21 protein-coding genes, 1 tRNA gene and 1 CRISPR repeat array (1 of these 23 only partly in view) are annotated in these 26,715 nt (G+C 59.8%); of the genes, 10 read left to right on the top strand and 12 right to left on the bottom strand.

Annotation, left to right across the window (positions count from 1 at the left end; all coding sequences use genetic code 11):
- Window positions 1-17: 17 nt before the first annotated feature.
- Together PWJ82_RS02270 and PWJ82_RS02265 are read left to right on the top strand one after the other, a co-directional pair.
- Window positions 18-1,589 (top strand): aspartate:alanine exchanger family transporter, encoded by a 1,572-nt coding sequence (locus PWJ82_RS02270; protein ID WP_274733469.1) that lies wholly within the window; start codon window positions 18-20, stop codon window positions 1,587-1,589.
- A 159-nt stretch (window positions 1,590-1,748) separates the two neighbouring features.
- Window positions 1,749-2,180: a hypothetical protein gene (locus PWJ82_RS02265; protein WP_274733467.1), complete on the top strand. Its 432-nt coding sequence runs from the start codon at window positions 1,749-1,751 to the stop codon at window positions 2,178-2,180.
- Between the two features lie 131 nt (window positions 2,181-2,311).
- Here PWJ82_RS02265 and PWJ82_RS02260 read toward each other — a convergent pair whose 3' ends face one another.
- Both PWJ82_RS02260 and PWJ82_RS02255 read right to left on the bottom strand, forming a co-directional pair.
- Window positions 2,312-3,424, bottom strand: coding sequence for an alpha/beta hydrolase (locus tag PWJ82_RS02260; protein ID WP_274733465.1), 1,113 nt, complete (start codon window positions 3,422-3,424; stop codon window positions 2,312-2,314).
- A gap of 12 nt (window positions 3,425-3,436) precedes the next feature.
- On the bottom strand, window positions 3,437-4,906 hold the full coding sequence (locus PWJ82_RS02255; RefSeq protein WP_274733463.1) for a sugar porter family MFS transporter: 1,470 nt from the start codon (window positions 4,904-4,906) through the stop codon (window positions 3,437-3,439).
- Window positions 4,907-5,312: 406 nt separating this feature from the next.
- On the opposite strand from PWJ82_RS02255, the gene PWJ82_RS02250 reads away from it, so the two are divergent.
- Complete coding sequence (locus tag PWJ82_RS02250; protein WP_126135834.1) at window positions 5,313-6,209, top strand: AraC family transcriptional regulator; 897 nt, start codon at window positions 5,313-5,315, stop codon at window positions 6,207-6,209.
- A gap of 132 nt (window positions 6,210-6,341) precedes the next feature.
- Here PWJ82_RS02250 and PWJ82_RS02245 read toward each other — a convergent pair whose 3' ends face one another.
- From PWJ82_RS02245 to PWJ82_RS02235, 3 genes are all read right to left on the bottom strand, one after another.
- Entirely contained in the window at window positions 6,342-6,833 is a 492-nt protein-coding gene (locus PWJ82_RS02245; protein WP_274733460.1) for an Hsp20/alpha crystallin family protein, read from the bottom strand.
- Window positions 6,834-6,997: 164 nt separating this feature from the next.
- A complete protein-coding gene (locus tag PWJ82_RS02240; protein ID WP_274733458.1) occupies window positions 6,998-7,435 on the bottom strand; it encodes a hypothetical protein in 438 nt (145 codons plus the stop codon).
- Window positions 7,436-7,694: 259 nt separating this feature from the next.
- A tRNA-Lys gene (locus PWJ82_RS02235) sits at window positions 7,695-7,767 on the bottom strand.
- 357 nt (window positions 7,768-8,124) lie between these two features.
- Between PWJ82_RS02235 and PWJ82_RS02230 the strand changes: the two genes are divergently transcribed.
- Both PWJ82_RS02230 and PWJ82_RS02225 read left to right on the top strand, forming a co-directional pair.
- Window positions 8,125-10,896 carry a DEAD/DEAH box helicase gene (locus PWJ82_RS02230; protein WP_274733457.1) on the top strand — a complete coding sequence of 924 codons (2,772 nt, stop codon included), beginning with the start codon at window positions 8,125-8,127 and terminating at the stop codon, window positions 10,894-10,896.
- Window positions 10,897-11,089: 193 nt separating this feature from the next.
- The gene (locus PWJ82_RS02225; RefSeq protein WP_274733455.1) at window positions 11,090-11,950 is read left to right on the top strand and encodes a YggS family pyridoxal phosphate-dependent enzyme; all 861 of its coding nucleotides are present in this window, start codon (window positions 11,090-11,092) and stop codon (window positions 11,948-11,950) included.
- On the opposite strand, the gene PWJ82_RS02220 is transcribed toward PWJ82_RS02225, so the two are convergent.
- The 3 genes from PWJ82_RS02220 to PWJ82_RS02210 are packed head-to-tail and all read right to left on the bottom strand — an operon-like array spanning window position 11,947 to window position 14,908.
- A complete protein-coding gene (locus tag PWJ82_RS02220; protein WP_274733453.1) occupies window positions 11,947-12,780 on the bottom strand; it encodes an ABC transporter ATP-binding protein in 834 nt (277 codons plus the stop codon). The two genes, PWJ82_RS02225 and PWJ82_RS02220, sit on opposite strands and share 4 nt — an antisense overlap.
- Before the next feature lie 2 nt (window positions 12,781-12,782).
- Window positions 12,783-13,847, bottom strand: coding sequence for a FecCD family ABC transporter permease (locus PWJ82_RS02215; RefSeq protein ID WP_274733451.1), 1,065 nt, complete (start codon window positions 13,845-13,847; stop codon window positions 12,783-12,785).
- A complete protein-coding gene (locus PWJ82_RS02210) occupies window positions 13,844-14,908 on the bottom strand; it encodes a FecCD family ABC transporter permease (protein ID WP_274733450.1) in 1,065 nt (354 codons plus the stop codon). Before PWJ82_RS02210 ends, PWJ82_RS02215 begins: the two co-directional genes overlap by 4 nt.
- 134 nt (window positions 14,909-15,042) lie before the next feature.
- Here PWJ82_RS02210 and PWJ82_RS02205 point away from each other — a divergent pair, with 134 nt between their 5' ends.
- Window positions 15,043-16,083, top strand: a complete 1,041-nt coding sequence (locus PWJ82_RS02205; protein WP_274733449.1) for an iron-siderophore ABC transporter substrate-binding protein — start codon at window positions 15,043-15,045, stop codon at window positions 16,081-16,083.
- 116 nt (window positions 16,084-16,199) lie between these two features.
- Here PWJ82_RS02205 and cas5e read toward each other — a convergent pair whose 3' ends face one another.
- Genes cas5e through PWJ82_RS02185 form a run of 4 tightly spaced genes read right to left on the bottom strand, consistent with a single transcriptional unit; the run spans window position 16,200 to window position 20,308 of the window.
- Entirely contained in the window at window positions 16,200-16,925 is a 726-nt protein-coding gene (gene cas5e, locus PWJ82_RS02200) for a type I-E CRISPR-associated protein Cas5/CasD (RefSeq protein ID WP_274733447.1), read from the bottom strand.
- Complete coding sequence (locus PWJ82_RS02195) at window positions 16,918-18,030, bottom strand: type I-E CRISPR-associated protein Cas7/Cse4/CasC (RefSeq protein WP_274733446.1); 1,113 nt, start codon at window positions 18,028-18,030, stop codon at window positions 16,918-16,920. The genes cas5e and PWJ82_RS02195 overlap by 8 nt, the downstream gene beginning before the upstream one ends.
- Before the next feature lie 23 nt (window positions 18,031-18,053).
- Window positions 18,054-18,683: a type I-E CRISPR-associated protein Cse2/CasB gene (gene casB / locus PWJ82_RS02190; protein WP_274733444.1), complete on the bottom strand. Its 630-nt coding sequence runs from the start codon at window positions 18,681-18,683 to the stop codon at window positions 18,054-18,056.
- Window positions 18,684-18,685: 2 nt separating this feature from the next.
- Entirely contained in the window at window positions 18,686-20,308 is a 1,623-nt protein-coding gene (locus PWJ82_RS02185) for a type I-E CRISPR-associated protein Cse1/CasA (protein ID WP_274733442.1), read from the bottom strand.
- Window positions 20,309-20,559: 251 nt separating this feature from the next.
- Here PWJ82_RS02185 and cas6e point away from each other — a divergent pair, with 251 nt between their 5' ends.
- The 4 genes from cas6e to cas2e are packed head-to-tail and all read left to right on the top strand — an operon-like array spanning window position 20,560 to window position 25,361.
- On the top strand, window positions 20,560-21,234 hold the full coding sequence (gene cas6e, locus PWJ82_RS02180) for a type I-E CRISPR-associated protein Cas6/Cse3/CasE (RefSeq protein ID WP_274733440.1): 675 nt from the start codon (window positions 20,560-20,562) through the stop codon (window positions 21,232-21,234).
- Window positions 21,234-23,927 (top strand): CRISPR-associated helicase Cas3', encoded by a 2,694-nt coding sequence (gene cas3 / locus PWJ82_RS02175; protein ID WP_274735125.1) that lies wholly within the window; start codon window positions 21,234-21,236, stop codon window positions 23,925-23,927. Before cas6e ends, cas3 begins: the two co-directional genes overlap by 1 nt.
- Window positions 23,928-23,929: 2 nt before the next feature.
- Window positions 23,930-24,874 carry a type I-E CRISPR-associated endonuclease Cas1e gene (gene cas1e / locus PWJ82_RS02170; RefSeq protein WP_016442350.1) on the top strand — a complete coding sequence of 315 codons (945 nt, stop codon included), beginning with the start codon at window positions 23,930-23,932 and terminating at the stop codon, window positions 24,872-24,874.
- Window positions 24,875-24,881: 7 nt separating this feature from the next.
- Window positions 24,882-25,361, top strand: a complete 480-nt coding sequence (cas2e, locus tag PWJ82_RS02165; RefSeq protein WP_231366661.1) for a type I-E CRISPR-associated endoribonuclease Cas2e — start codon at window positions 24,882-24,884, stop codon at window positions 25,359-25,361.
- Window positions 25,362-25,493: 132 nt separating this feature from the next.
- Window positions 25,494-26,715: direct repeats of the CRISPR family, unit length 29 nt; unit sequence CTCTTCCCCGCGCGAGCGGGGGTAATTCC (it continues 1,309 nt past the right edge of the window).

The raw sequence follows: 26,715 nt of genomic DNA, 5'->3' as shown, positions 1-26,715 counted from the left end.
CCGGCTAGTCTTATGGCGTGGCGATCCTCGACTCTTCCCCGTTACTAACAATTTTCGTTGTGGTGGCCCTCGGGTCACTTCTCGGTGCGATTCCGCTGGGCCGGATACGTATCGGCGCAGCCGGCGCACTCTTTGTGGGTTTGGCCATGTCCGCACGCTTCCCCGAACTGGGTGCGGGAATGGACGTGGTGCAGTCCCTCGGGCTGGCACTTTTCGTCTACACGGTGGGCATCGCCTCAGGCGCGGCCTTTTTCGCGCAGCTGCGGCGCAACCTCTCCTTGCTCCTGGCCTCCGTGGTAGCGGTTTTCCTCGCCGCGGGCGCCGCCCTGGTAATGGGACTACTTTTCGGCATCGAACGGCCGTTTTTGGCGGGCCTTTTCACAGGTGCGACGACGGCGGCACCGGCCCTCGCCACCGCCACCCGGCTCACGGAAGGCAGCACACAGCCCGCGATCGGATATGCCTTCGGGTATCCCCTGGCGGTCATAATCGGCATTATTCTGGTCTCCCTCGTCGTGGGCCGCGCCTGGCCGGGGCTGCGCGATACCCCTTCGCTAGCCGGAACCCTGCTGGATCCGCGCACCATCACCGTGGAACACCCCATGAACCTGCGCGATATCCCCGAATGGGCCGACGGGCGCGTGCGCGTCTCCTACTTGCGGCGGGGCGGCCGGGTGCGAGTGGCGCTGCCCGGTGAAGATCTTGAGGTGGGGGACGACGTCGTTGTTGTTGGTCTGGCGGCGGATGTGGAGGCCGCCGCCGCGCACCTCGGGCATTTGCGCAGTGACCACCTGGCCGATGATCGCAGCCACGTGGATTTCAACCGCCTGGTGGTCTCCAACCCGGATGTGGCGGCGCGCTCCATCGGGGAACTCAACCTGCCCGCCAAATACGGCGCGGTGGTGACCCGGGTACGGCGCGGAGACCTGGAGCTGCTGGCCCGCGATGATTTCATTCTGGAGCCGGGCGACCGGGTAACCGTGGTGGCTCCGCGGGAACGCTGGGATGCCATCGCCGATCTATTTGGGGATTCCGAGCGTTCCATCTCGGAAATCGACGTGCTGAGTTTATCGGTGGGCATGGTGGCCGGGCTGCTCCTCGGTTTTGTGACTTTCCCACTGCCCGGGGGCCAGGCGTTCCAGTTGGGGACCGCGGCCGGGCCGCTCATCGCGGGGATGTTCTTGGGTGCGGCGCGGCGCACCGGGCCTTTTGTGTGGGCGATGCCGGAGGCAGCAAATTTGACGATGCGCCAGCTGGGCCTGACGCTGTTCTTAGCTGGTTTGGGACTGACGGCCGGGCCGGGGTTCGGAAAGATCGTGACCTCTCCGCAGGCGGTGGGTGCGGCCGTGACCGTCTGCGTAATTACGCTGGTCTCCTGCGCGGCGTTGCTGGTGGCGGGCGCCTGGGTGCTCCGGCTTTCCGCCCCGCGAACCGCCGGGGCCGTCGCCGGTTTCCTGGGCCAGCCCGCGGTGCTGGATGCGGCTACGTCACGGGTGGGCGACGAACGCATCGATAATGCTTACGCCACCCTCTTCGCTTTTTCGATTGTGGTAAAGATTTTCCTGGTGCCGGCGGTCCTGGTGCTCTAGCAACACCGAAGTGGGGCGGCGCGGCCGGCGCGGCCGGCGCGCGAACGTAAGCCGCGGCACGGAAGCGTGTGGGCGAGCCGGGCGGCGGCGTCGTACCGCGGCTAAAGTATGGACAGAAGAAACGAACAACAGGTGTGATAACGGGAAGCGAGGCGTGAGATGCGCGAAATGGTGCGTAAGGTGGCGGCGAGCACGGCGGCGCTCTGCGCGGCGGGAGCGGGAGCGCTCCTGCTAGGCGGATGCGATGCCGCTGAAACCACCGAGGCCGGGAGTTTTATGCGGCAGGCAGGTGCGTCCATGTACGTGGTGAGCGTGGACGGGCGTGAGCTGATCTCCAAAGTGCTGGATTGCAGCGGCGGGGAATCCCAGGTAATGACCGGTACGTTCGAACCGGCAAATAACATTGTGACCTGGAAGGACATCGACGGGAAGGAAATTGGCACCTCGGTGGCGCACTTCGCTGAGGACGGCAAAACCATCACCCTGGCCGATGAAGCTACCCCGAACGCCGGGGCCACCTACGTGCGGGAAGGCTCGCCGGAAGCCGAGCTCATGGCACGCGGGCAAAAGAGCGAGTGCGCGCCGAAGTAAATTTCACGCGCCTACAGGCGTATCACAAGCGCATAAAGCACATAAAAGCGGGGCCTTTCTCTATCGAGATGGCCCCGCTTTTCTCTCAGCTTTTCGTCAGCACGCGCGAATCATATCCGCGCTCCCGCACACTACCTGCACTCAAGAGCGAAACGTTGCAGATCCTCGAGTACCTCGCGGCTTTCCTCCAGCCACACCTGCCCCACCGGGAAGACGTGGCCCAGGGTCACCCCGCGCGGCGGTCGATAGGAATGGCATTCCACCGGAATTCCCTTGCGTGAGAGATAGCCGGCAAAAAGCAGCGTCTCGAATTCGATAAAATCATCGGAACTCGTGACGAGATAGGCCGGGGGGAACTCGCAGCGCTCCACGAGCTTTGCGGCGCAGAGCAGGTCCTCGCCGAGCACATCCACCGCGCGGTCGATGAAGCCACCCATCTCCGTCAGATAGGCGAGAGTCGGAAGTGCGGCGTCGTCGTTCCCATAACCGCAGCGATCAGACACGAAAGGCACCAGATCCGAGAGGTCGAACAGACCGGACACAAAAGCCATCCCCGCAACCGATAGCCGATCCTCACCCAGAGTGGATGGCACCGGCGCACTGCCCGGCGCGTCCAGCGTGGCAACAGGAACGTCCAGCGCGGCAACAGGAACGTCCAGCGCGGCAAAAACCTCAGGGTTACACAAAGCTGCCACCGCGTACATTCCCAAAGTCGCGCCCGCGGAATCCCCCGTGATAATTACCGACTGCGGATCCACCGGATAATCATCGAGATGCCGCGCAATCCAGGCGCAGCCCGCGAGGACATCGTGGAGTTGGTCGAGGAAATCGGCAGCCGGGGAGAGCCGGTAGCTCAGCGAGAATACCGCACAGCCCTGGGCTGCAAGATGCACACCGAAATTCTTGTTCAACTCCTTCAAGCCGTATACAAAACCGCCGCCGTGAATATCGATGTACACGGGAAGCGCTTTGCCTCCGCGCAGGTACGCATCGTGCGGAAGGTAGAGATCCAGGCGGTGGAAGGGGTTGTTTTCCCCATCGGGAAGATAGGGAATATCCGCGATAACATCCACCGTTTCCGGGGTATGCCAGCGTTCGCACCGCACGATATCAACATCTAGCACGAAAGATTTCCGTACCTCGATGGCGCGTTGCCGGATCTGAGCGGTGACGCCGGCTAGATCCTCATCAATCGGCGTCCACGTTCTGGCCCGCGCAATGTTCTCGGGGGTGTCAGCATGCATGTGTTGTCCTCACTACTCGGCCGGCATATCTTCGAGTTCAACACCGGCGGTTTCCGGAAGAGCCTTCATCACGAAAATCAAGCTCACGGCAGCGAATACGGCGTAGAGCAGATAAACGTTGCCTGTTCCAATCGCGTCCTTCAACGGCGGGAAAGTGGTAGAGACCAGGAAGTTCGCAATCCAGTTGACGGCGCTTGCCACCGCCACCCCGAGGGCGCGAATATTATTCGGGAAAATCTCCCCGAGGACGACCCACATGACCGGGCCCCACGTGAAGCAGAAGGCCAGGTAGAAGATGTACACGGAAACAAGGGTGATCGGTCCCCACATTCCCGGAAGGGTGATGGACGCACCATCAACATCAGCCTGGTAGAAACCGAGGGCAGCGATTCCCAAGAAGATAGTCATCACGCTCGAACCGGTGATGAGCAGGAAGCGCCGCCCCACCTTGTCCACGATGAACATCGCGAGGATGGTCGCGATAATAGCGCCGATGGTCCGGTACACCGAAATATTGAGGGCGAGCTGTTCGCTGAAACCGACCGACTTCCATAGCGAGGAATCGTAGTAGAGGATGATATTGACGCCGGAGAGCTGCTGGAGGGCGGCGACGGCCATGGCGATCCACACGACTTTGCGCAGCCCGAACGTCTTGCCACGCAGGTCCGAAAGCTTCGCGGCTTTCTCCCCAGAAAGGGTCGCGCGAATTTCCTTGACTTTGCCTTCCGGATCCTTTTCCCCGGTGAGGCGCTGCAAAATTGCGGCGGCTTCCTTATCGCGCCCCTTCATCACGAGGAATCGCGGGGATTCGGGGAGCTTAAGGGAAACAATGAGCATGATGAGCGCGGGGACGATCATGCTGAGAAGCATGATGCGCCAGGTGGGCATCCCGAACCAGAAGGTTTCATCGGCACCGCCAGAAGCGCTCGCGTAGCTCGCGTTCACCACAACGGCGGCGAGGATACCGAAAGCGATGGCCATCTGCTGGAAAGAGCCGAGGAACCCGCGCATCTGCGCCGGAGCTACTTCAGCAATGTACGCCGGACCAATCACTGAGGCGAGGCCAACACCGAGACCACCGACGAAACGGAAAATAATGAAAATCCACACGGTTGGCGCGATGGCGGAGAAGATCGAGCACACCACGAAGAGGATTGCCGCGATGAAAATCGTGGGAACGCGGCCCAGCCGATCAGCAATGTGGCTGGTAAACCACGCGCCAATCACGCATCCGAACAGAGCACAGGAAACCGAGATCCCGCTCATGAAGGCACTGAGATCCCACCCGGTTCTGGAACCGGCAATGGAATCAACCGCACCGTTAATGACTGACGTGTCGTACCCGAAAAGAAAACCGCCGACAGCAGCGGCTAGGCAAACGATAATAATGCGGCGTTTAATAACCGGATCGAGCGGGGCTGGCGACTGTGCAGATTTCGCCGATGTCGCGGGCCCGCCGGACCGTTTTTTATTACGCGTCATTGCGCACCTTCCTCCCTATCAACCATCTCCTTCTCCCATTCGAAGGAGATGCTGTTGTGAGCGAGCGTCAGTGACCGTCGCACTCGATCATTTTGAACCGTCGCTAATAGCAGTCACAGGGTGATCCAAGCACCGTGATCCATGCACCCGGATAAAATGTGACCGTTGGCGGACACTTACTTCTCGCGTGACTGAGCCTAGGCAAAAATCTTCGGTTGATAGTGCTGAAATGTGGCACACCCTATGCCCAAACGTGACATAGTTGCGGCGGTCTGCCTTTTTTCACGAAGAATAGGGGAAACCACGAAAATAGAGGCAGTATCGAATCGCTATAGATACCACCTCACCCTGATGAGATTCCACAACGGTTAGTTACTATGAGAGACGAATCCGCGAGGAGTTAAGCATGATGGATAACCGTATACACGACCCGAAGGAACCCATCCTCAATCGTGCTTTTTGTGAGGTGGGTTCCATGCCCGCCGAATACCCAGCCCTTGTGCTGGTGCACCGCCATCCGGAAGTTGTCCCGACCCACTGGCATTCCGGAGTCGAGGTTAATTATGTTGTCCAGGGTGGTGGCAGTGTAACTATCGACTCGCGGGTCGAGGCACTGTATCCGGGAAAGCTCTGCATTATCAGTCCCTACACTCCCCATTCATTTATTACAGAATCTCGGGATGGCAAGACTCCTCTTATTCTCTCCATCACCTATGACAGCAGCCGTATTGAACGCATTTATAAGAAAGCTGATCTTTATGTGCTGGCCGTGGATTCTGCGCGAGCTCGCGATGCGGATCGGCAAGCACTCATTGACTTGTGCCTGCGCATGATTGACACAACGCATCTGCTGGGACCCGAACGGGTTTTCGGCATCAACGCGATTCTCTTCGATATCCTATTTCTGCTTTACCAGAATTTCGTGGTCAAGTGCCGGCCGCGCGGAATTCGGCGTGCTACCGACACCACAATTCTTGCTATTATCAGCGACATCGAGCGGCGCCACCGGGAACCGCTGACCGCTGCGAGCGTGGCGGAAACGCACGGTTATTCGCGCGAGCATTTCAGCCGGCTTTTCCGGCTCAGTACCGGGATGACTTTCAAACAGTACCTCACGCGATTACGGGTCGAGGATGCGTATTACTTGCTCATGGAAGAGCAGGTTCCCACTTTGGAAGATATCGCCCAGCGGGTGGGATTTCCCAGCACCCGTGCACTCAATCGTGCTTTTATGGAACGCCACGGGGTGGCGCCTCTGGAATACCGCAAGCAACGATTAGGGCGCGATAGTTCGGGAAAATGAAAGGCAGCCCCGGGATTGGTAGTATCCCGAAGACTGCCTTTCTCACATCCGCGCCAGTGGCCTGGATGCTTATTTAGTGCCAGCATGTACCACGCTTGGGTACCATTCCTTGCACATTTTTATGCTGCAGATTTATGCTGCAGAGCCGGCCTGCTTTTCTTCTGACTTCTGCGCAGCAGGCGATGCGGCGGTAGCCTTGCCCGAACCAATCTGGACCTTACGCCCCTGCGAACCCGCGGTGGTCTTCACCGAAACGGTGAGAACCCCATCGTTGAGATGTGCATCTACCGTGGTGGTATCCACAGCCTGATCGAAGCCCAGGGTGCGAGAAACGGAACGAGTGCGGGTGCCGCCCTCAATTTCTTCTTCCTGCGCAGCCTTGAGGGTGATGTGATCCGGGTAAACGTTCAGGTCAATATCATCTGCGCTAAAGCCCGGAACATCGAAGAGGACTTCGTAGCCATCCTCGGTTTGCTTGAGTTGCGAACGGTACTCTAGCGCGAGATTCTCCAGATCGGAACGCCGCCCGTTGACCATCCGAGTAGGAACGGCAAAAAAGCCATCAAAGGGGCTGAGGAAACGGTCCATTGCTGTGGACATCGTGCGATCAATATCGTATGCCATGGTCAATCCTTCTTTCACTTCTATGAACGACGACGCCGCGCGCCTTTCGGCGCCCGGGCCTATCGCCCTGACATCAATCCCAACCCCCACGGACTTATCTTTGTTCCACTCAGTAGCTATTGTTCACTCTAGGCTCAATAGTTATTGAGTCACTTACGCTCAACTTAGGAAATATGGGAATCCCGGAGAAGAATCACAAAGAAAAGGAGGCCGGCTCCGGCAAGCGCGGCCCCCAATCCGGTGTAAAAGAAGGCGATGAAGGAGTTGGGCAGCAGCCCGCTGGCCCGCACGGCTATGCCTCCGCCCATCATGACGGCCATGAGGAGGTAGGAACGCACATCGAAGAAATGCCAGAAAGGCCGTGCCGGGCGCGGATGGGAGCGAATGCGCCGGATATGCCTCCCGGCAACCTTGGCGAACATCGCTCCGAAGGCGGCGAGAACGAGCGGGGGAAGCAGGCAGATCCACGGCGCACCCAAGGCCGATTCCGCGAAGCTCTCCACTCCAATTCGGGCAACATTTACTCCAGCCAGGCACCACACTCCGCCCGCGAGGGCGATGAGCCCAGTCTTAGAGATATGGAAATAAGGACAATCACTCATCATCGCTCCATAACTGGTAGCCGCGCATTCCTCTCGCGCGATTCGCACCGTTCGCTACCAAGAATAACGCGACACATGTCGCTTAGATAGTCGCGGGTACGGAGTGTGATTTCGCCCTGCGCGTAGGTGCCGGGGGGTTCAGTGGGTGTATTCCGTGGAGGTGGTGGCGTAAAAACAATCCACAACGTACGCTGTGCACGTGCGAGTTTTCGCCATGCTGACGCGAAAAACCCCGCAGCTTGGAACTGCGGGGCCGTTGTACACCGCCTGGGACTCGAACCCAGAACCCACTGATTAAGAGTCAGTTGCTCTGCCAATTGAGCTAGCGGTGCTCGTTATTCTTTTATGTTTGCCGCCCGCGGCGACGAATAGATACTTTACCCAGGGCCGCCGCCCAGTGCAAGTCAAGAACCCTATCTCAGGCTGTTTCCTCCCTCACATCGCATCCCCCACCGCCCGATACGCGCGAAATGCCGCGCTTTGCGCCGTCGTACAAACCGGCTCCCACCCAATTGACGCGCCCCGTAACCCACTGATTAAGGGCCCGCACCCAACCCTTAACCCACAGGTTAAGGGTCCGCTAAGCCACAGGTTAGGGGTCCGCTCACCCGGAGGTTCAAGGATCCGCACCGCGCCCCGCAGCAGTTCCGGCCAATTTTTATGTCGTAGGAGTGTGGCACCCTTAAGTCATGAGTTCACAACAGTCAGATCAGCCCGGGGCCGCGGCGCTGCGCCCTCGTCCGCAACTCAATGTTGCCCTGGACCTTCTGGAGGATAAGTATGGGCTCAACCCGCCTGATGATGCCCTTTATGAGGCTTTCACCCAGTGGGCGGAAAGCACCGGCCGGCCGCTCTACCCCCATCAGGAAGAAGCGTTGCTCGCCGCTATTGATGACGCTCATATGATCGTCTCCACCCCCACCGGTTCAGGTAAGTCGCTCATCGCGCTCACCGCTATTTTCTGCGGTCTCGCGCGCGGGAAAACCGCGTATTACACCGCGCCTCTCAAGGCCCTGGTATCGGAGAAGTTTTTTGAACTCATCAATGTTTTCGGTGCGGATAACGTGGGGATGGTAACCGGGGATTCCACCATTAACCCCGGGGCTCCCGTAGTGTGTGCCACCGCGGAAATCGTGGCGAATCTGAGCTTGCGGGAGGGCGCCGCGGCGGATATCGGCGTGCTGGTCCAAGATGAATTCCACTATTACTCGGATCCGCAACGCGGTTGGGCCTGGCAGGTTCCCCTCCTGGAACTCACCCGCACCCAGCAGGTGCTCCTCTCCGCCACCCTGGGGGATACCACCTGGCTGGCAGAAGATCTTGAGAAGCGCACCGGGCGCGCCGTCGAACTCATGAGTAACGCGGAACGGCCGGTGCCGCTCTCTTTCTCTTATTCCTATCAGCCACTCGGTGAACTCCTCCTGGAACTCACCTCCACGCATCGCGCGCCCGTCTATGTGGTGCATTTTTCGCAGCGGGAGGCAGTAGCACAGGCCCAAGCCCTCCTCACCCACGCCCTCGTTTCCAAGGAACAGAAAGCCCGCATCCACGAAGCCCTCGGAGATTTTTCCTTCGGGCCCGGTTTCGGGAAAATTCTCTCCAAGCTGCTCCGTTCCGGTATTGGCGTGCACCACGCGGGCCTCCTCCCCCGCTACCGGCGCCTCGTGGAAAAGCTGGCACAGGCCGGGTTACTGCCGGTCATCTCCGGTACGGATACCCTCGGGGTGGGCATTAACGTTCCTATTCGCACCGTTGTCATGACCGGGCTGGCTAAATTTGATGGCCAACGCAATCGCCACCTGAGTGCACGTGAATTTCACCAGATCGCAGGCCGGGCCGGGCGGGCCGGATTCGATACGAAGGGTGATGTTATTGTGCAGGCACCCGAATTTGAAATTGAAAATGCGCGGCTGGTGGCCCGCGCCGGGGATGATCCGGTCAAACAGCGTCGCATCCAAAAGAAGAAGCCGCCGGAAAATACAGTACTGTGGTCGGAAAAGACTTTTGAGTATCTCAAAGGCGCAGCTCCGGAAACCCTGACGTCCCACATGCGGGTATCCCACTCGCTCATGCTCAATTTGTTCCAGCGGCCGGGGGATAATGTCGCGGCCGTAACCAAGTTACTCACGGATAATCACGAACCGCGCACGGCTTCCAACCAACTCATCCGGCAAGCCACCCGCATTTACATGTCTCTCGAGCGGGCGGGCGTTATCCTGCACCGTACTCCGCAGTGGCTAGCGGAGCACCCGGACCATTCCCCCATCGAATACGCACGCGAAGTTCCTGATGACTTCTCCTTGAACCAACCGCTGGCACCCTTTGCGCTGGCCGCGCTGGATATCCTTGATCCGGATAGCCCGGAGTACGCCCTCGATGTCATCTCGGTGATCGAAGCGGTCCAGGATAACCCCATGCAGGTCCTCTACGCGCAGGAACGCGCAGCGCGCGGGCGCGCAATCGGGCGAATGAAAGCCGCTGGCATCGGCTATGACGAACGCATGGCCGAAGCCGATAAAATCACCTGGCCCCAACCGCTCGCGGAAGAACTCGGTGCGGCACTCCAGATCTACCGGCAAACCAATCCCTGGGTGGATGACTTCCAGCTCTCCCCCAAATCCATCGTGCGGGAAATGATCGAAAACGCGATCACCTTCTCGGAATTTATTTCCCGTTATGACCTGGCCCGTTCCGAAGGCACGTTGCTGCGCTACCTCACAGATACCTACAAGGCGCTGCGCCAAACGGTGCCGCTGGAGGCCCGCACCCAGGATCTTGAGGATATGACCGCCTGGCTGGGCAGCCTGGTACGCTCGGTGGATTCCAGCCTGCTCGACGAATGGGAAGCCCTGCGTGATGGCCGCATTACCACCGCAGACATCACCAATCTTGACAGCAGCACCGGCGGAGCTCGCGAACGCGCTTTCGGTGCTGATGAAGATGGAAAGGTCACGCTCTCGCGCAGCCCGCACGCGCTACGCGTCTCCATCCGCAATGCGCTCTTCCGTTTCGTGGAAGCCGTAGCACACGAAAATCTCGACTGGCTTGATAGGGCGGCACTCGATGATGGGGCCGGCGTGGCCCGCGGGGAAGGTATCCCGCTCTGGGTGGGCGGCCCGGTCTGGGATGGCGATGCCTGGATGGATGCCACCGATGCTTATTTCGATTCCTACCAGGAGATCGGCACCGGTGCCGAAGCACGCTCCGCCCAACTCGTCACCGTGCTCGAACACCCCGACCGCGCCGATTTCATCACCGCCGGAGTTCCGGCAGCCCACGTGGATAGCGTCATGGACAACCTCACCACCGCCACCGGGCGTCTGCGTGCCTGGTTGGTGCGTCAAGTTTTTGACGACGGCGCAGGTGACAACTCGTGGGGATTCTGGGCAGTTGTGGACCTCGAGGCAAGCGATGAAGCCGGACACGCCATCCTCGACATTATTAGCGTGGGAGAACTATGAGCCCGCTGCACCCGCCACCACTACCCCGGTGATGAGATATACGCCGATTCGGAAAACGCGGCACCAGTTCTGAGACCGTGTCATTAGTTCTGAGACCGTGCCATCAGTTCTGAGACCATTTCCCCAGTTCGCGGTGCAGAGATCTACCATAAACAGCGGCTGATACACGATACCTGTGGAGTTGATACAAACCATGACACATACGGAGCAGGGCAGGCTTGCTCACCTCGCCGAATTGTCCAGCATAGTCCCAACCGCGGAGGAGATCCCCGACCGCATCAACCTGGTGCGTGATGCTCTGCGCGGAGCGGAAGAAGCTGCCGGCATACCGCTCGGTACCGCTCGGCTCCAAATCGTCGTGAAACACCAGTCCATCACCGCCATTCACGCTGCGCTTGCCGCCGGATCCCGCCTCATGGGCCAAAACTTCATCCAACAACTCCAAGACGTAGAAACCCAGCTCGCAACACCCAGCACGGGTGCAGGCCCATCGGCACGCCTCATCCACGACGCCAGCGCTTGGGAAGGCAGCGGCATCACCCCGGCCAGCGCCGGAAACCCACCCCACTGGACCCATGTCATCGGCCACGTGCAATCGAATAAAGCCGGGCGCGCCCTCGAACTGGCCGATTGCATCGAAACTGTGGATAGTCTGAAACTTGCCCAGCGCCTCAACCGGCTGCAAGGCCGCTTGCGCGAAGAAGGCCACGCCCACGGCCCCTTCTCCATTTACGTCCAGGTCAACTCCTCCGGAGCAGCCAGCCAGTACGGAGTGGAACCCCACCAGGTAGAAGAACTGGTAGGGCAGATCGCCGAACTCCCCCACTTGCGGGTCGATGGCCTCATGACCATCGGAGCCAATACCACTGATGAACGGAAGATCGCCCACTCCTTCGCGCTTGTGCGTGAACTGCGGGATAAGCTCCAGCGCGAGCACCCCAGCGTACAGGAACTCTCCATGGGAATGACCCACGACATGAGCATCGCCGTGGCCGAAGGCTCCACCCAGGTACGTGTGGGCAGCGCCATCTTCGGGCCCCGGCCCGCGGCCTAAATACCTGCCGAAACCGGCACCACCATCGGGGTGCCCGTCACCGGATCCGGGATAACTACCGCAGTTATCCCGTAGATTTCCGCAATGTTTTCCGGAGTGAAAACCTCGACAGCCGAACCCGAAAAAGCAATACGCCCATCCTTCATCGCGATGATATGAGTGGCGTAACGCGCCGCCTGATTCAGATCGTGCAGGACCGCCACCAGAGTGCGGCCCTCTCGATTCAGTCGAGCACACAAGTCCAAGAGCTCAATCTGGTAAGCGATATCCAGATACGTCGTCGGCTCATCCAAAAAAATAATCGGTGTGTCTTGGGCCAGAACCATCGCCACCCACACCCGCTGGCGTTCTCCACCCGAGAGCTCCCCCAGCAACGCATCAGCAAAATCCGCGGTACCCGTAGCCGCCAAAGCCCGAGCAACCGCCTCCTCATCACGTGCCGAAGGCCGCGCAAACAAACCCTGGTGCGGGTAACGCCCCCGAGCCACCAGCTCGGCAACCGTAATACCCTCCGGAACATGCGGAGACTGCGGCAACAACGCAAGTTCCCGCGCGAAATCCCGCGAGCCCATCGCCGCAATATCTCGCCCATCCAGCAGCACCCGGCCGCTCGCGGGCGAAAGTAACCGTGCCAAACCGCGTAGCAGCGTGGACTTCCCACACCCGTTCGCCCCCACGATCACCGTGAACGAGCCATCCGGGATCTCCACATTCAGATCCCGCGCCACGGCGACATCCCCATAGCCCAGGCTCAGATCAACACTGCGCAAACGCGCCGCACCGGCCGGGCCAGCCGCACCCACGTTCACGCCACCGCTGTTGCCACGCATATTCATCGTCCCTTCCGTTGCGACATCACCACAACCAGCACATAAAGGCCACCGACCACCGTGGTAATTGCACCCACCGGAACCGGCCGAGCCAGGGCATATTGGGCGAAAAGATCAGCCAGGAACAAAATCGAGGCACCCGCTAGCGCGCTATGCACCAGCGAAATTCCGCGTCGCCCCGCCGCCATCCGCCCCACCTGCGGAGCAGCCAGAGCCACAAAAGCAATAGGTCCGGCCGCCGCCGTCACCACACAGGTCAAAGCGATACCAACCGCGAGGATCCCCCGGCGCGCCTTCTCGACCGACAAGCCGTGTGCAGCTGCGGCGTCGTCGCCTAATTCCAGCTGCCGCAACGGCCGCACGCAACACGCCACAAACGGAAGCAACAACACCAAGAAAACCAGCGCGGGCCCGATCTTCGCCCACGATGCCTGCCCGAGCGTTCCGGCGCCCCACACCGCGAGGCTGAGCGCCACCTCATCCGAGGCCCGCAAGAGCAGCCAGGTATTCGCCGCGCTGAGCATCGCCGTCATACCGATTCCCACAATAATGAGACGGAACCCGGACACGCCGTTGCGGTAGGCCAGCGCGTAAATCATTATTCCGACGACGACGCCACCTGCCAGCGCCCCCATACTCACCGCAACAGCTCCACCCACCAGGAAAGTCCGGGTGAGAATAACGCCGGTATAGGCACCGGCATTGAATCCGATAATATCCGGCGAGCCGAGCGGGTTTCGGGTGAGAATTTGGAAGAGCGCACCCGAAAGCCCGAGCGCTGCCCCGAAGGCCACCGCGGCGAGGATCCGTGGCAGGCGCCAGGTTAGAACCACGTGGGCCGCGAAGTCACCGTCACCCGCGGCAACCGCGCGTATCGAATCCGGGGCGAAGCAGGCCGCCACCTCGCCCAGGCTCAGGGGCAGATCCCCGAGGAGGAGAGCCCCCACGCACCCGAAGGCCAAAGCGAAGCTCACCGCGGCCGCAACCAGGCGGGAACGGCGGCGGCGTCGTAGTGCGACGTGGCGCAGAGGGGACTTTAAAGCGGCAGGTTGGTGCGAAAAACTCATAGCGTGAAAGCCTTTCGCCGGCGCACGAGGTAGATGAGGACCGGGGCACCCAGGAAGGCGCACATGACCGACACGGGAAGTTCCCCGGTCGGGAGAATAATGCGGGCGAGGATGTCCGCGGCGAGGAGGAGGACCGGGGCCCAGAGCGCGGACAGTCCCACAATCCAACGTTGATCCGCCCCGGCAAAGGAGCGGATAGCGTGCGGGGCCATGAGACCTATGAAGGAAATAGGGCCGGCGATAGCAACCGCACCCCCGGTGAGGAGCGTCATCGCCGCAATACCGGCCAGGCGGATCACCGTGACATGAGCACCGAGTGCGCGAGCGGCGTCGTCACCGAGAGCAATGATATTGAGCGCTGGGGTGAGCACGGCAGCGGCCATGAGGCCGAAGAACAGAAGCGGAAGAACCGGCAGGATAACCTCCCAGGGGCGGTTTTCCAGCGTGCCGGCCGTCCAGACGAGGATTTCGTTGAAAGTACGCGGATCAGTCAGGCGTAGCACACCCACGATGCCGTTGAGCACGGCAGAAAGCGCCACCCCGGCCAGGATCAGGCGAACCGGATCCGCGCGACCGCTGCGGTGCGAGCCGATGAGGAGGACCGCCGCGGTGGCCAAGAGTGCACCGGCAACCGCCCACCACATGTAGATACTCGGCCGGCTAATACCCGCCACCGCGATAGCGAGAGTCACCGCGAAACCGGCACCGGCCGAAACCCCGAGGATCCCAGGTTCGGCCAGAGGATTGCGGGAAATCGCCTGGATGAGCGCGCCGGCAACCCCGAGAGCTGCACCGATGGCAAGGGCGGCGACCGTACGAGGCGGACGCAAGGTAAGCACTGCTTGCGCGTCCATGGAATCGCGTTCTGCCCCGGAGATGATAGTAAACAGTGTTCCCGGGGAGATGGGGCGGGCGCCTATGCAAATGGAGAGGAGCGCCAGCACCGCGACAGCGATGATCCCAGTGGTGAGGGCCGCGGCCCGCCGGCGCGCGGTGGTGCGGCCGGGAGCAGGGCAGGCGCGGCGTCGTGCCGAAAAACGGTGGTGGACGGTGCTGTTCATAACGAGAACAGGCTACCCCAATTAAACAACGCCAGCGTATCCTAATAGGGCATCTGTGGTTTCAGTGACAACCACACGACCACCGCAGCCGCAGGTGCGTCCGGCCGCGAGTGCGGCATCCACGAAAGGAAGTTATGAAGAAGTCCCTGACCGCGTGGGCGGGCACCGTTCTGGTGGCTTGCCTGGCTTTTGCCGGATGCGGTTCTCAGAAGAGTAATGATTCTGCCAATTCCTCGGCGTCCCCTGCCTCCTCCTCCGCGGCGGCAAGCTCCGCTACGGACGGGAATGCCGCGACCGAGGCGTTATTCCCCGCGACAATTGACACGAAGTTCGGGCCCGTTACTGTCAAGGAAGCCCCGCAGCGCGTGGTCGCTCTGGGCTGGGGCGATGCCGAAGTGGCGCTCTCGCTGGGCGTGCAGCCGGTGGGCGCGGCTGACTGGCTGGCTTTCGGCGGCAATGGCGTGGGCCCGTGGGTGAGCGAATCGTATGAGAAGGCCCCGGAAATCCTGGGCACAATGGAGCTGTCGTACGAGAAGATCGCGGCGCTCAAGCCGGATCTTATTCTTGACGTCAAGACTTCGGGCGATAAGGAACGCCACGATAAGCTTTCCCAGATTGCGCCGACGGTCTCGCTGCCGGAGGGCGCGGATAATTGGCTGACCTCCACGAAGGACCAGGTCACCATGATTGGTGCGGCGCTGGGTAAGCCGAAGGCGGCCGCGGCGCAGCTGGATGCGGTGGAAAAGAAGTTCGCTGAGGTTACGGCCGCGCACCCCGATTGGAAGGGCAAGTCCGTGACCGTGGCGACGAAGACCTCCGAGGGCTGGGGTGCCTACCTGAAGGGCGATACGCGCCTGGAGTTCATGACGAAGCTGGGCTTCGTGCAGAACCCGAAGGTTCAGGAGCTGGCTCCGGCCGATGGCGGTTTTGCTGTGCAGCTCTCCGCCGAGCAGCTCGATGCGATTGATGCCGATCTCATTGCGGCATTCCCGATTTTCATTGATACCGCGCAGATCACCGAAGATGCCACCTGGCAGAAGGTCCCGGCGGTTGCGGCCGGCCACGCTTTCGTGGTGGATGGCGACCTGTCCAATGCGTTCTCCCTGGGTACCCCGGCCGCGCAGCTGTGGGCCTTGGACAAGCTGACGCCGCTTATTGAGAAGGCTGCGAAGTAAACGCTGAGCTTTTAGGCCGCTGTTAGGTGCTACGGCCTGGTGCACAGATTCGCGCAGAACGCCCCGGAAAGACCACTCATGGGTGAGCTTTCCGGGGCGTCGGCCATGAGCGGGCGTTAGCGATCGAGTAGCGCGGCCACTCGGTTCATCCACTCGCCTCGATTGCTCACCACGTCCACCATGCTCGACGTTCCTGGGAGAGCTCCGGGCCCGCTGTCTGCGGTGTACGGGGCGCGCGAATACGTCCAGACCTGTTTTTTCGGTTTCTTGAAGGCTGGGTCGAATACCGGGATCTGGTTGAACGTGTCGGCCTCGCCGCGTCCCAGATAGAAGGGGAACGACGGCGCAAAGGCTTTCTTCCCCAGGTAGGTGACGAAGGCAGGGCTGCGCAGCGCGGCGTCGACCTCTTCCTGGTGATTCGGGCACGTTACCCTCACAAGGAACTCAGCCCCGGCCAGGTAGGTGCGGCGGATGATCGCGTTAGAGTTTTGCTGATCCGGGGTGAAAGCGAGATTCTTATCCGAGTCGCTTTGTTTCCGGATCCACAACTGGCGCGTTCGGAACTCACGTTCGTCATTGCGGAGACCGCTTTTGGTAGCGCGGGGATTAATGGTCTGGAATTCATTGATGAGGCGACCGGGGCGATCAACCCGTACTGTAAAATCAGCGCCCTCCAACCACTCTGGCCATTGTTCGCGCGGAGCGCCCAAGGCACCCGCGAGGAGACCAAGGAGACCGGACCGCGTAGGCCGGAGCTCCGAGTTAACCACGTTCCCCGTCACCCGCGGTCCCGCCCAGGATTGCACGGGGCCCGCTAGCCGCAGGAATGTTGGATTACTCATTCTGGCCACCCAAGATCCACGCCACGACCGTGTCAACCAGGCCGTTCTTTGAGGTGGGTTCCACCCCAAACAGCTCTTCCAGCTGGGGGAACGTTCCTGTAAGAGCCAATGCGTCCCCGAAATTATCGGGATCGAAGCGCCGGGCAGCGTGGAATTGCTCTCCTAGGGCTCGCACGGAGGGTTCGAGGAAACCGCCACGGGAACTATCTGGTTGCACCGGAGTTTCAAAGCTGTAGGCGCAGCGGTAGCGCTGTTCTTCGGCAAGGGCAACGACCGGCTGCGTGTAGGGAGCCGTGGAATGTTCCTTACCGCGCGGCTGGCCGTAAATAAGAGCGGTGATCATCTGACGTAGGTTTTCCTCCGCCTCTGGTTTACCAAAAGCGGTCCAACTCGCCTGGAGTTGTTCCCTATCAATCGTCACCGTGCGGTAGAAAATACCGCTGGTAAATTGGCTGATCCCTAGGTAGGTAGCCCCGCTGCGGGATTCTTCCCCGGTGAACTTATTCTGCTCACGGATATCGTCAACAGTCGAGAAATAGTCAGTGCCAATGGTGGCAGCGTGGGTGGTCACCGCAGGCGATACGCTCAGCGCGGCTTCTGTACCCTTCTCAGGTTTCGCCGCAAACATACGCCCAAAAGCGGCAATGGCGAGGGAACCGGTGCATCCGTTAAGCACGAACTCCGTATCAGGATCGACTTCGCCGGCCACGACCTGCGCCGCAACCTGGATCTCTTCCCCACTCAACCAGATCGAACGATCCGCTTCAGCAACTCCCGCACCATCATCAGCATCGGCTTTCGCCTGCTTCTTCGTGAATTGACCGACGAGAGCGCGAGCCTTTGTCAGGGTTTTCTTCGGGTCCAGATCAGGGGAAAGCTTGAGTGCGGCGTCGCGAATAACCTCTTCGAGCTTGCCAGAGCGCACCGAAACGTCAAGGCTGGCAGTTTCGTAGGCGACGCGTGCGCCACGCTTGATGGCCTGCGAGGAATGCATGGCGCGGAGAACGCCACCTTCCATGAGTCGCTTCGGGGTTCCTGAATCGTCACGGTTGAGATTCGAGTAGCTGATCGGAGTAAGGAAATGCAGGGTTAGGTGACGGTACATGATTAGTCCTCTCGGTTATGGTTTTAGTTTTCAGAAGCTTTGGCAGGAACGGTTTCAGGTTGATCCGAAACCGCAAGTTGAGGTGCGGAATAGAATTCCTCTATTACTCGCATTCGAATGTGCTGAGATTGAGGTGACAGGCCGTTCCCCCAGCGCATCAACGTATCGGCAATATCGAAATAATTGACAGGAGGAACCAGACCCGGAATCGTTGATGCCACATCAAAAATTCGTTTGATGGATCGAGCTGCTTCTTCCATATCTTGGGTGTGTAGGTACGCTAGGCGCGCGGCAATCATTCCTGGATTATCTGGTGAAACTGATTGTGCGCGTCCGTTTTTGTTCTCAGCGGTTGCCACGCGATATGCCCACCGCCCCAAACTGTTGCGACGCTTACCTTCGTGGGAATGAGGCACGCGATCATATTCCGCAGCCAAGGCTGCCACTCGCAGCAAGGCATTACGCTGCTCGGGGCGTGCATCTTCGGGCACTGCTGGTAGCACATAGGGATAAGCACGCACTTGAGTGAACGGCGTTGCACCCTGCCGAATTGCGGCACGCGCAGCGCGATAGTCAGGATCTTTACGCCGTTGCAAGATTTCGTACAACAACGCCTTCCAAGGCTCCCGTTGCGGGGTATCTATCTGTGTCATTGTTATTTCTCCTCATAAGCCGTGGGAACATCAAATTGTTTTGTGACAGCCCGAATATGACGAGCAACATTCGAATAAACTGCCGCGAAGAGCGCCGGATCTTGCCCCCGATAGGGTGCAATAGCTTCATTGAAAGCTCCGAGCGCAACCTGAGCAGCCCCGCCGCGAGCCGCACGGATTTCTTCAGGATGCCGCTCAGCGGTTGTCACTTGAGAAAGAAAATCTTCATAAGAGCGGGTGATCGCGCGCCAGAAAATATCCGATGCCGAATCCCGATAGTTTTCAAGCGAGTCAAGAACGGTGGGCATTCCATTAGAGGCAACAGAGGCCGCCCCGCGTGCGCGTCGGAAAGGTTGGATCACACAGTAATGCAGAGCCTGGATGAACTCTGCATGGCGCCGGACTTGACCCTGTGCTCGATCAGATAGCCCGAAAGCCCATAGCTGCGGATCTGCCACATCAACCCGCGAGGAACGGATAACTGGAGAAGAGGCAGTTCCTTCGATGTAATGGCGGATGAATATCAACCGACAGTCAGAAGAGGAAACAATGCGATCATGCGCTTCGGCCACTTGTGCCAGTCTGCCGCGTGCGGCCCATTCCACCGCAAGATCCGTCGCATCCCTCCCTACGTCCATTCGCTGAGCCTTTAACTCGCCGGACTTATTAGGCAAATACAGGTAGAAAGGATCGCTCTGATCGCGCTCAACCCAGTAAGCTTTTCGGCTCTCTTTCGTTGCTCCCGCTTCTGGGGGAACCCACGCCGGTGGAACGCCACCGATGCGCACACCGGCGAGCTCGTTATCCTCCCAGTAGCAGGCAGCACTATTGGATGACCAGGTAGCCCGCCATAGTGGATGATCAGTCCCACCCCGAGATCCGGTTCGATCTGCCCATGCTGGTAAACCGTCGCCTTCTACCCATGAGCGTGGGATCATCGCTAAAAGCGTATGAAGAAGCGACGAGCCTTCCCAGATCAGTTCGGTAGCCGTCATACCTACGCCGACAAAATGGAAACCAGGACTTCCCATTTCAGCTTTTTGGCCAGCGTAAGAGTTATTTCCAGCCGGCGAATAGCAGTGATAGGCGAGAAGATAAAGCGCCGCATCCTCCAGGGAAAGAGTATCGCGCTGTGTTAGCAGACTCCAGAATTCTTCACCTTGGTCGGAGATCATGGAAGGTAACAGCTTCTTGAGCCGCAGCTCCCCTTTTCCGAGTTTGCGCTCATTATCTTTCGCATTACGCATCGGCTCAGCGGGCCGTTGCATAAACGGCTGCCGGTCATCGAATAACAAGGACCCCGGTGCGAGTATTTCAATAGCTTTGTCAATCGCCTCGGGTTCAAGACCCTCCGAGAGAATGCGTTCCCAGTCGATCCGGAATGGATCCCAGTGAGCATGATTAGACTGCCTTAAAACCACGGCAACGACCGCCGCTAACAGTCGCAACTCTGCACCATACACATAGCCCGGGACGGATTTATCCAGGACCACCGGTTCGCGGCCCATTTCTTTGTCGGAGGACCCTTTTAGAATATGAGCATCAAGAAGCGCATCGCGAACCGATAATCGTCCGCGTAGCGTAACCAGTAACGGAATGTCCGTCAAAGCATTGATTTTTTCCATGCTTCCTCTCCTTTGAGATGAAACGAGACTAACAAGAGAAGAATGCTTTGTCAATCCATTTGACCCGTCTTTACAATTGCGTTTCTCCCCGCTAATATGAAACTCAAGATAAGGGAGAAACCCAGCCTCGAAAACGCTGTTAACCCCGCTCACGCGGGGAAAGCGGCCTATCTAGGCAATCCATTAGACCCTGAAATACCCACGCTAGCCGTGGAAACCGCTCGCTAAGAGCCTAGTCGACGGAGACGAATATGGCAGATCAACACACATCGGAACCTCAACCGATCTTCCTAACAAAAGTACCGGTGCACACACTCCTCTCACGCGTGGCCCTGCACAAGCCAGAACGCGGATGGACACTGAAGGATCCGCAAGTACGCCACCGCGCGATCATGGCACTCTTCCCACAGACCGGCGCGGAACACCCCCGAGCGGAGATGGGGATTCTTTTCCGCTTGGATCACGTTCCCGGAGATGCCCCATTCTTCCTTATCCAATCCCGCGAACCGGTTCCGCAACTCAACCTCCCCCACGAGGCCGCGATGAAAGAAGTTGAACTCAAGGAACTCCCGGCTGGAACTCCAGTTTCGTTCCGCATCGCAATCAATGCGATTCAACGCATTGGCACCGGGGGAACTCGGTCAATTCCGCTTGACGGTGAGGAATCTCAACTTGGGGTCCCAAGCCTCTCTGAATGGCTGAGCGCAAAACTAGCCCCCGCCCTCACGAATACAGAGATCATTGACGCGCGGCGCGAAATTCTCACCACCGGTTCGGGAAAAAACAAACGCGCCGTCCAGATCGATACGATCAACGGAGTTGCAACCGTGGGAGATAGCGAAGCACTACTCACCGCCCAAACCAACGGGGTTGGACGTGCAAAAAGCTACGGTTGCGGACTCCTCTCCGTCCAGGCACTATCGTGATGCGCACGCACCCCAACGTATGGGCAAAGCAGCGCGGTACGGAAACGTCCTACCCCCTTCTCGCCCACTTGCTGGATACCGCAACTACTGCCGGAGTCCTCTACGAAACTTGGCTGAGGCCCGGTCTACGCACAGTTCTCGGGCCTGCGGGAAAACGGGAAGTGGTGGAATGGGTGGCCGGCTCTCATGACCTAGGAAAAGCCTGTCCGGTATTCCAATACCAGCAAACCCAGAAGGGGCCGCAGTGGGATGAGATTCGGACCGCGCTCTGTACTAACGAACCCCAACTTGGTGACATTTCCGAGTGGTCTCGAAACTTCTGTGAGGATTACGCTCCCGATATCCGTCACCATCAGAAAATGTCAGCGCTGCTACTGCATCGGAAGGCGATCATTCCCGATGCATATGCAGTACCGTCGTGGAAATACATCCCGGCGCTCGGCCATCATGGCCATTTCGAGACCCCGTCCTGGAACAGTGAAGAGACCAACTACCTTTTCGAAGACATGGAAGAAACCGGCTGGCTTGCCCTCGCCGATGATCTTATCTCCTGCTTGGAAGAAAGCATTGGCATAACCCAGGCTGAACTCCCGGCTGAACTCTCGCCCACCGCAACAATCTTACTCTCCGGCCTCACCGTGCTCGCCGACCGCATTGCCTCGGGAACCGAATGGGTGGCCGCCCAGCAGGAATTCCTCGCGGCCGGGAAACTCACCCTTGACGACCCAGCCGGGTGGATCACCGCATGCCGCGCCCGCGCCCGTGCTCGCATCGAAGAAACCGTTGGGGTGTACCACGGATGGGAATCCGCAGAGCAAAGCCAGCGGGCAATCCTCGGAAAGCACACCCCGCGCCCGCTCCAGGAAGAAGCCACCCGGGTAGGCTGCGGACTCTGGAATGTCATGGCCCCCACCGGCGTCGGCAAAACCGAAGCGGCTCTACTCCGGCACGCCACCGCGAACGAACGTCTCATTTTCCTACTTCCCACCCAAGCTACCTCGAATGCACTTATGCGGCGTATCCAGCGTTATTACGCGGGAACGCCCAATGTTGCTTCCCTCGCGCATTCCCTCGCCTCCACCGAAGATTTTTATAATCAACCGGTCACCGTGGGGAATGACCGCAGCGAAGCCCCGGGCAGAGCCAGCATCACCTCCGCGGAGCACGGCGCTAGCACAGCCGGCCTTTTCCCCACCGACTTCGTTCGCTCCGGAAGCTCCCGCCTTCTGGCACCCGTCTGCGTCGGCACAGTGGACCAGGCACTCCTGGGTGCCCTACCAGCAAAATGGACACACCTGCGGCTCCTCGCCCTGGCCAATGCCCACGTTGTTGTGGACGAAGTCCATACCCTCGATCAGTACCAGAGCGGTCTCCTCAGCAACCTTCTGCTCTGGCTGCGCGCCACGAACACCCGGGTCACCTTCCTTTCCGCCACCCTCGCCTCCGCTCAACGCGCCACCTACCTCGAGGCGTATACGGGCCAACCCCCGCAAGGCGAAGCGCACTTCCCCCTCCTGGAAAACCTGGATACCACCGGAACCCAGCTGCGGAGTATTCGCCCCGACGGCCCGCCCCGTACCCTCACTATTGACCGCAGTACCGAAAAGTATTGCAAGCTCGTTAGTTCGCACCGCGATTGGGTGCGTGACCAGCGGCGGCGTTACCCCCAGGCCCGCATCGGAGTCATGTGCAATACAGTTGCGCGTGCCCAGGAACTCACCCGAGCCCTCGCCGCCGAGGGCAACGTTGTTATCCTCCATTCCCGCATGACAGCTGAGCATCGCCGTCGTAACGCTGAACTCCTCGAACACGAAATCGGATCGGGTAGCACGGGCGCGGCGCTCACGGTTATCGGAACCCAAGCAATCGAAGCCTCCCTAGATATTGACCTCGACCTGCTTCGCACCGAGCTATGCCCGGCGGCGTCCCTCATTCAGCGTGCCGGGCGCCTGTGGCGTTCCGCAGATCCGAACCGCGCCACCCGAGTGCCGGGACTGAGCGGGCCGCGAGTGTCCGTCGTCGCTATTAATGGCACCGAAGGGGAACAGCTACCGTACCTAGCCAGCGAACTTGCACGCGTGGAGAAATGGCTCAAAGAACACAACAACATCCGAATCCCGGAGGATTGCCAGGAATTTGTAGATACTGGCACCCTGCTGCTGGCGGATATCGAGGAAGATAAACCCGATGAACTCAATGAATTCGCGAAGAAATCACTGGCGGCAATCCGCGCCCGGAACGCTACGTACGATATGAAATATTGCCTGAGCAAAAGCTCCCAGGTGCAATCTTTCACCGCCATGACGCAGCGTGATAAAAACCTCGGGGACGAGCGCTCAACCAGGCTCATTGAAGTTGAAACCACCCGCCTGATTGTATGCGGCGATCCGGATATTATCCCCGGCGCGTGGACCGGGGACCCTGAAGATTTGGGGAAGCTGCGCGGCAGTGACCGTGAAGGCATACGCCGCGCTTTGCGTGCGTCCGTTCCGGTCACGGTTACGGGTCGTGCGAAAACACTGTTTACGGATGCGACATCGCTTGAAAATGCGCCGTCGCTACTCTGCCGGTACCACGTTTTAAACGACGGCGCAGCTCATTACGACCCGCTCATCGGGCTCGTTGTGCCGGGTAGCATTCCGGATCCCCACTGCTCGGGCGCACCGGCACAGCCCGCCACCGGGAAGGAGTAAACATGGCTTACTCAGATGAGGCTCTGGCCTTCCGCACTATCAAGGCGAGCGAGCAGGTGCGCCTTGAGGACCGGATCTCCTTCCTCTACCTCGAATACGTGCAAATCCGCCAATCGCGCACGGGCGTAGTGGCCTACGATGCCGGCCGGGAAGGAAAGAATGGATCCTTGGAAGGCACCCGTGCCCGGGCGATCCAACTCCCCGTAGCCGGGTTAGCAGTGCTTACCTTGGGCCCCGGAACCTCAATTTCTAGCGCAGCGCTGACCTCCTGTGCCCGCGCCGGAACCACCGTTCTTATCACCGGCGGAGGAGGCGTGCCCCTGTATACCCACGCCACGCCGCTCACCTCGAGCGCACGATGGGCCATTGCACAAGCCCGGCTGGTGAGTAATGAAGCCCGGCAGCGCGAAGCCGCGCTGGTGCTCTACAAAAAGCAGCTGGGGGTGGAGAATGCGCCTGGTAGTTCTATTGCCACCATGCGCGGGCTGGAGGGGCAGCTCATGCGCAATACCTACCGCACGATGGCAGCAAAATATGGAACCGGGAGTTTCACGCGTGATACTTCCTCGGACGACCCGGTCAATGCCGGCCTGAACTTGGCGAATTCAATACTCTACGGGTGCGCAGCTTCCGTGTGCGCGGCACTGGGGATCAACCCGGCACTGGGGATTATTCACCGCGGCGACGCGCGCTCCTTACTTTTTGACCTCGCGGATCTGTTCAAACCGAGCGTGACGATTCCTCTGGTGTTCGCGGCCGCGCGTGAAGAAGACCCCATGACGGCTGTCCGCAAAGCGGTGCGGAGAGCTATCGTAGACCACCGCATTCTTCCCGATATGCTCGCCACCATCATGGACATCCTCCAGCCTTTCCTCCCCGCGCGCGACGACGACCGACTCATCTCCGGTAATAACGTTGAAGTTTCCGGCCACATCCAATACGGATAAGGAGGCTGTGTTGTTCGTTGTTGTTAATGCGGTCGCCATCCCAGATCACCTGCGCGGATACTTGAGCAGGTTTCTTTCCGAGGTCACCACCGGATTGTACGTGGGCGTTGTTTCCGCGCGGGTGCGGGACAATTTGTGGGAACGCGCGGTATCCGCCGCTGGTTCCGGCAGTCTCACTCTTATTTATAACGACGCCGCCCGTGAGCAAGGCTTCGCGCTACGCAGCACGGGAAGTGGCAGTCGTCCTGTCCTTGATCTGGATGGCATGCTGGTTATCGGGACGGGTGCGGAGGACGCAGTTGGTGTGGAACCGGATGATGTCGATCTGCCAGGTGCTTCGCTCAGCTCTCCTGATTCGGTTAGCAATGCGCCGATTCATCGCGAACGGAGGAGCCGGGTTCGCAAGCGCACGGTCACTATAGCCAAACGGGATAATCGGGGGCACGAGCCTGTGTCCGATGAAGATAGGCATGCCGGAATAAGCTAAATTTAAGAGGTGGGAACTAACGTGGTTGTTACGCTCGGCGAATCGGCGTATCTCCCGGCGAGCCGCAAATCTGGAACTCTGTTCCATTGCGATTTCCGGGTCCGCCGCCGATAAACAACCAGGTCAGGCAATCTCTTCCCCGCGCGAGCGGGGGTAATTCCCCTCGAAGCCCGGATTATAAACAGCCTTGACCCTCTTCCCCGCGCGAGCGGGGGTAATTCCCCCGAAACCCAAGCTACCGAGCATGAAAGCCGCTCTTCCCCGCGCGAGCGGGGGTAATTCCTGCCGTCATCTCTTCATCATCTTCCAGGCATTCTCTTCCCCGCGCGAGCGGGGGTAATTCCGGTAGCCAGCTCATCGTATTCATTGCGGGATACTCTTCCCCGCGCGAGCGGGGGTAATTCCGCTCAGAGCTCGCAGAGATTTTGGGTGTGGGTCTCTTCCCCGCGCGAGCGGGGGTAATTCCGGTTTGAATCCAAAAGCTCGTGATACGCGGGACTCTTCCCCGCGCGAGCGGGGGTAATTCCACAGTGGCAAATCCAGCAAGCAGCCAGCTATGCTCTTCCCCGCGCGAGCGGGGGTAATTCCGCTGGGGTACACGTCGCTGTAGTAGTAGTCCCCTCTTCCCCGCGCGAGCGGGGGTAATTCCCCGCGCCACCTGCGCCGTAGCAAACCGGACCGACTCTTCCCCGCGCGAGCGGGGGTAATTCCAAGTTCGAGGGTGTTCCTGATTTTCGGGTGCTCTCTTCCCCGCGCGAGCGGGGGTAATTCCATTATGCCGTTCAGCCGTCCATGACCCCCACACTCTTCCCCGCGCGAGCGGGGGTAATTCCGCTTAGCTTCAAGGAATATGCCACGGCCTGCCCTCTTCCCCGCGCGAGCGGGGGTAATTCTATGCGCTAATCGCTGCTGCTAGATCACGGGTACTCTTCCCCGCGCGAGCGGGGGTAATTCCGCGCTCATGTTTCATGCGCAGCGCCTAGCCTACTCTTCCCCGCGCGAGCGGGGGTAATTCCCCTCAAGGAATATAAAGAAGCCCTGAAAGCCCCTCTTCCCCGCGCGAGCGGGGGTAATTCCTTTGCTTCCAGGGAAAGGGAAAGGGTCCCGTCCTCTTCCCCGCGCGAGCGGGGGTAATTCCACAGCCCTACTAATCGCCCCCGCGTTGCTGATCTCTTCCCCGCGCGAGCGGGGGTAATTCCATCGACCCGCGCGCATTGGAGCGCGACCGTCACTCTTCCCCGCGCGAGCGGGGGTAATTCCCACGCTGCGCACCGATTCGGCAACCCTTGCCGCTCTTCCCCGCGCGAGCGGGGGTAATTCCGAGGGCGGTCGGAGCCGGAGCGGAATGCGCAGC

Source organism: Actinotignum schaalii, from assembly GCF_028864145.1.
In the GTDB taxonomy this organism is placed as follows: Bacteria; Actinomycetota; Actinomycetes; order Actinomycetales; family Actinomycetaceae; genus Actinotignum; species Actinotignum schaalii_B.
This window is presented reverse-complemented; position numbering and strand designations above follow the sequence as displayed.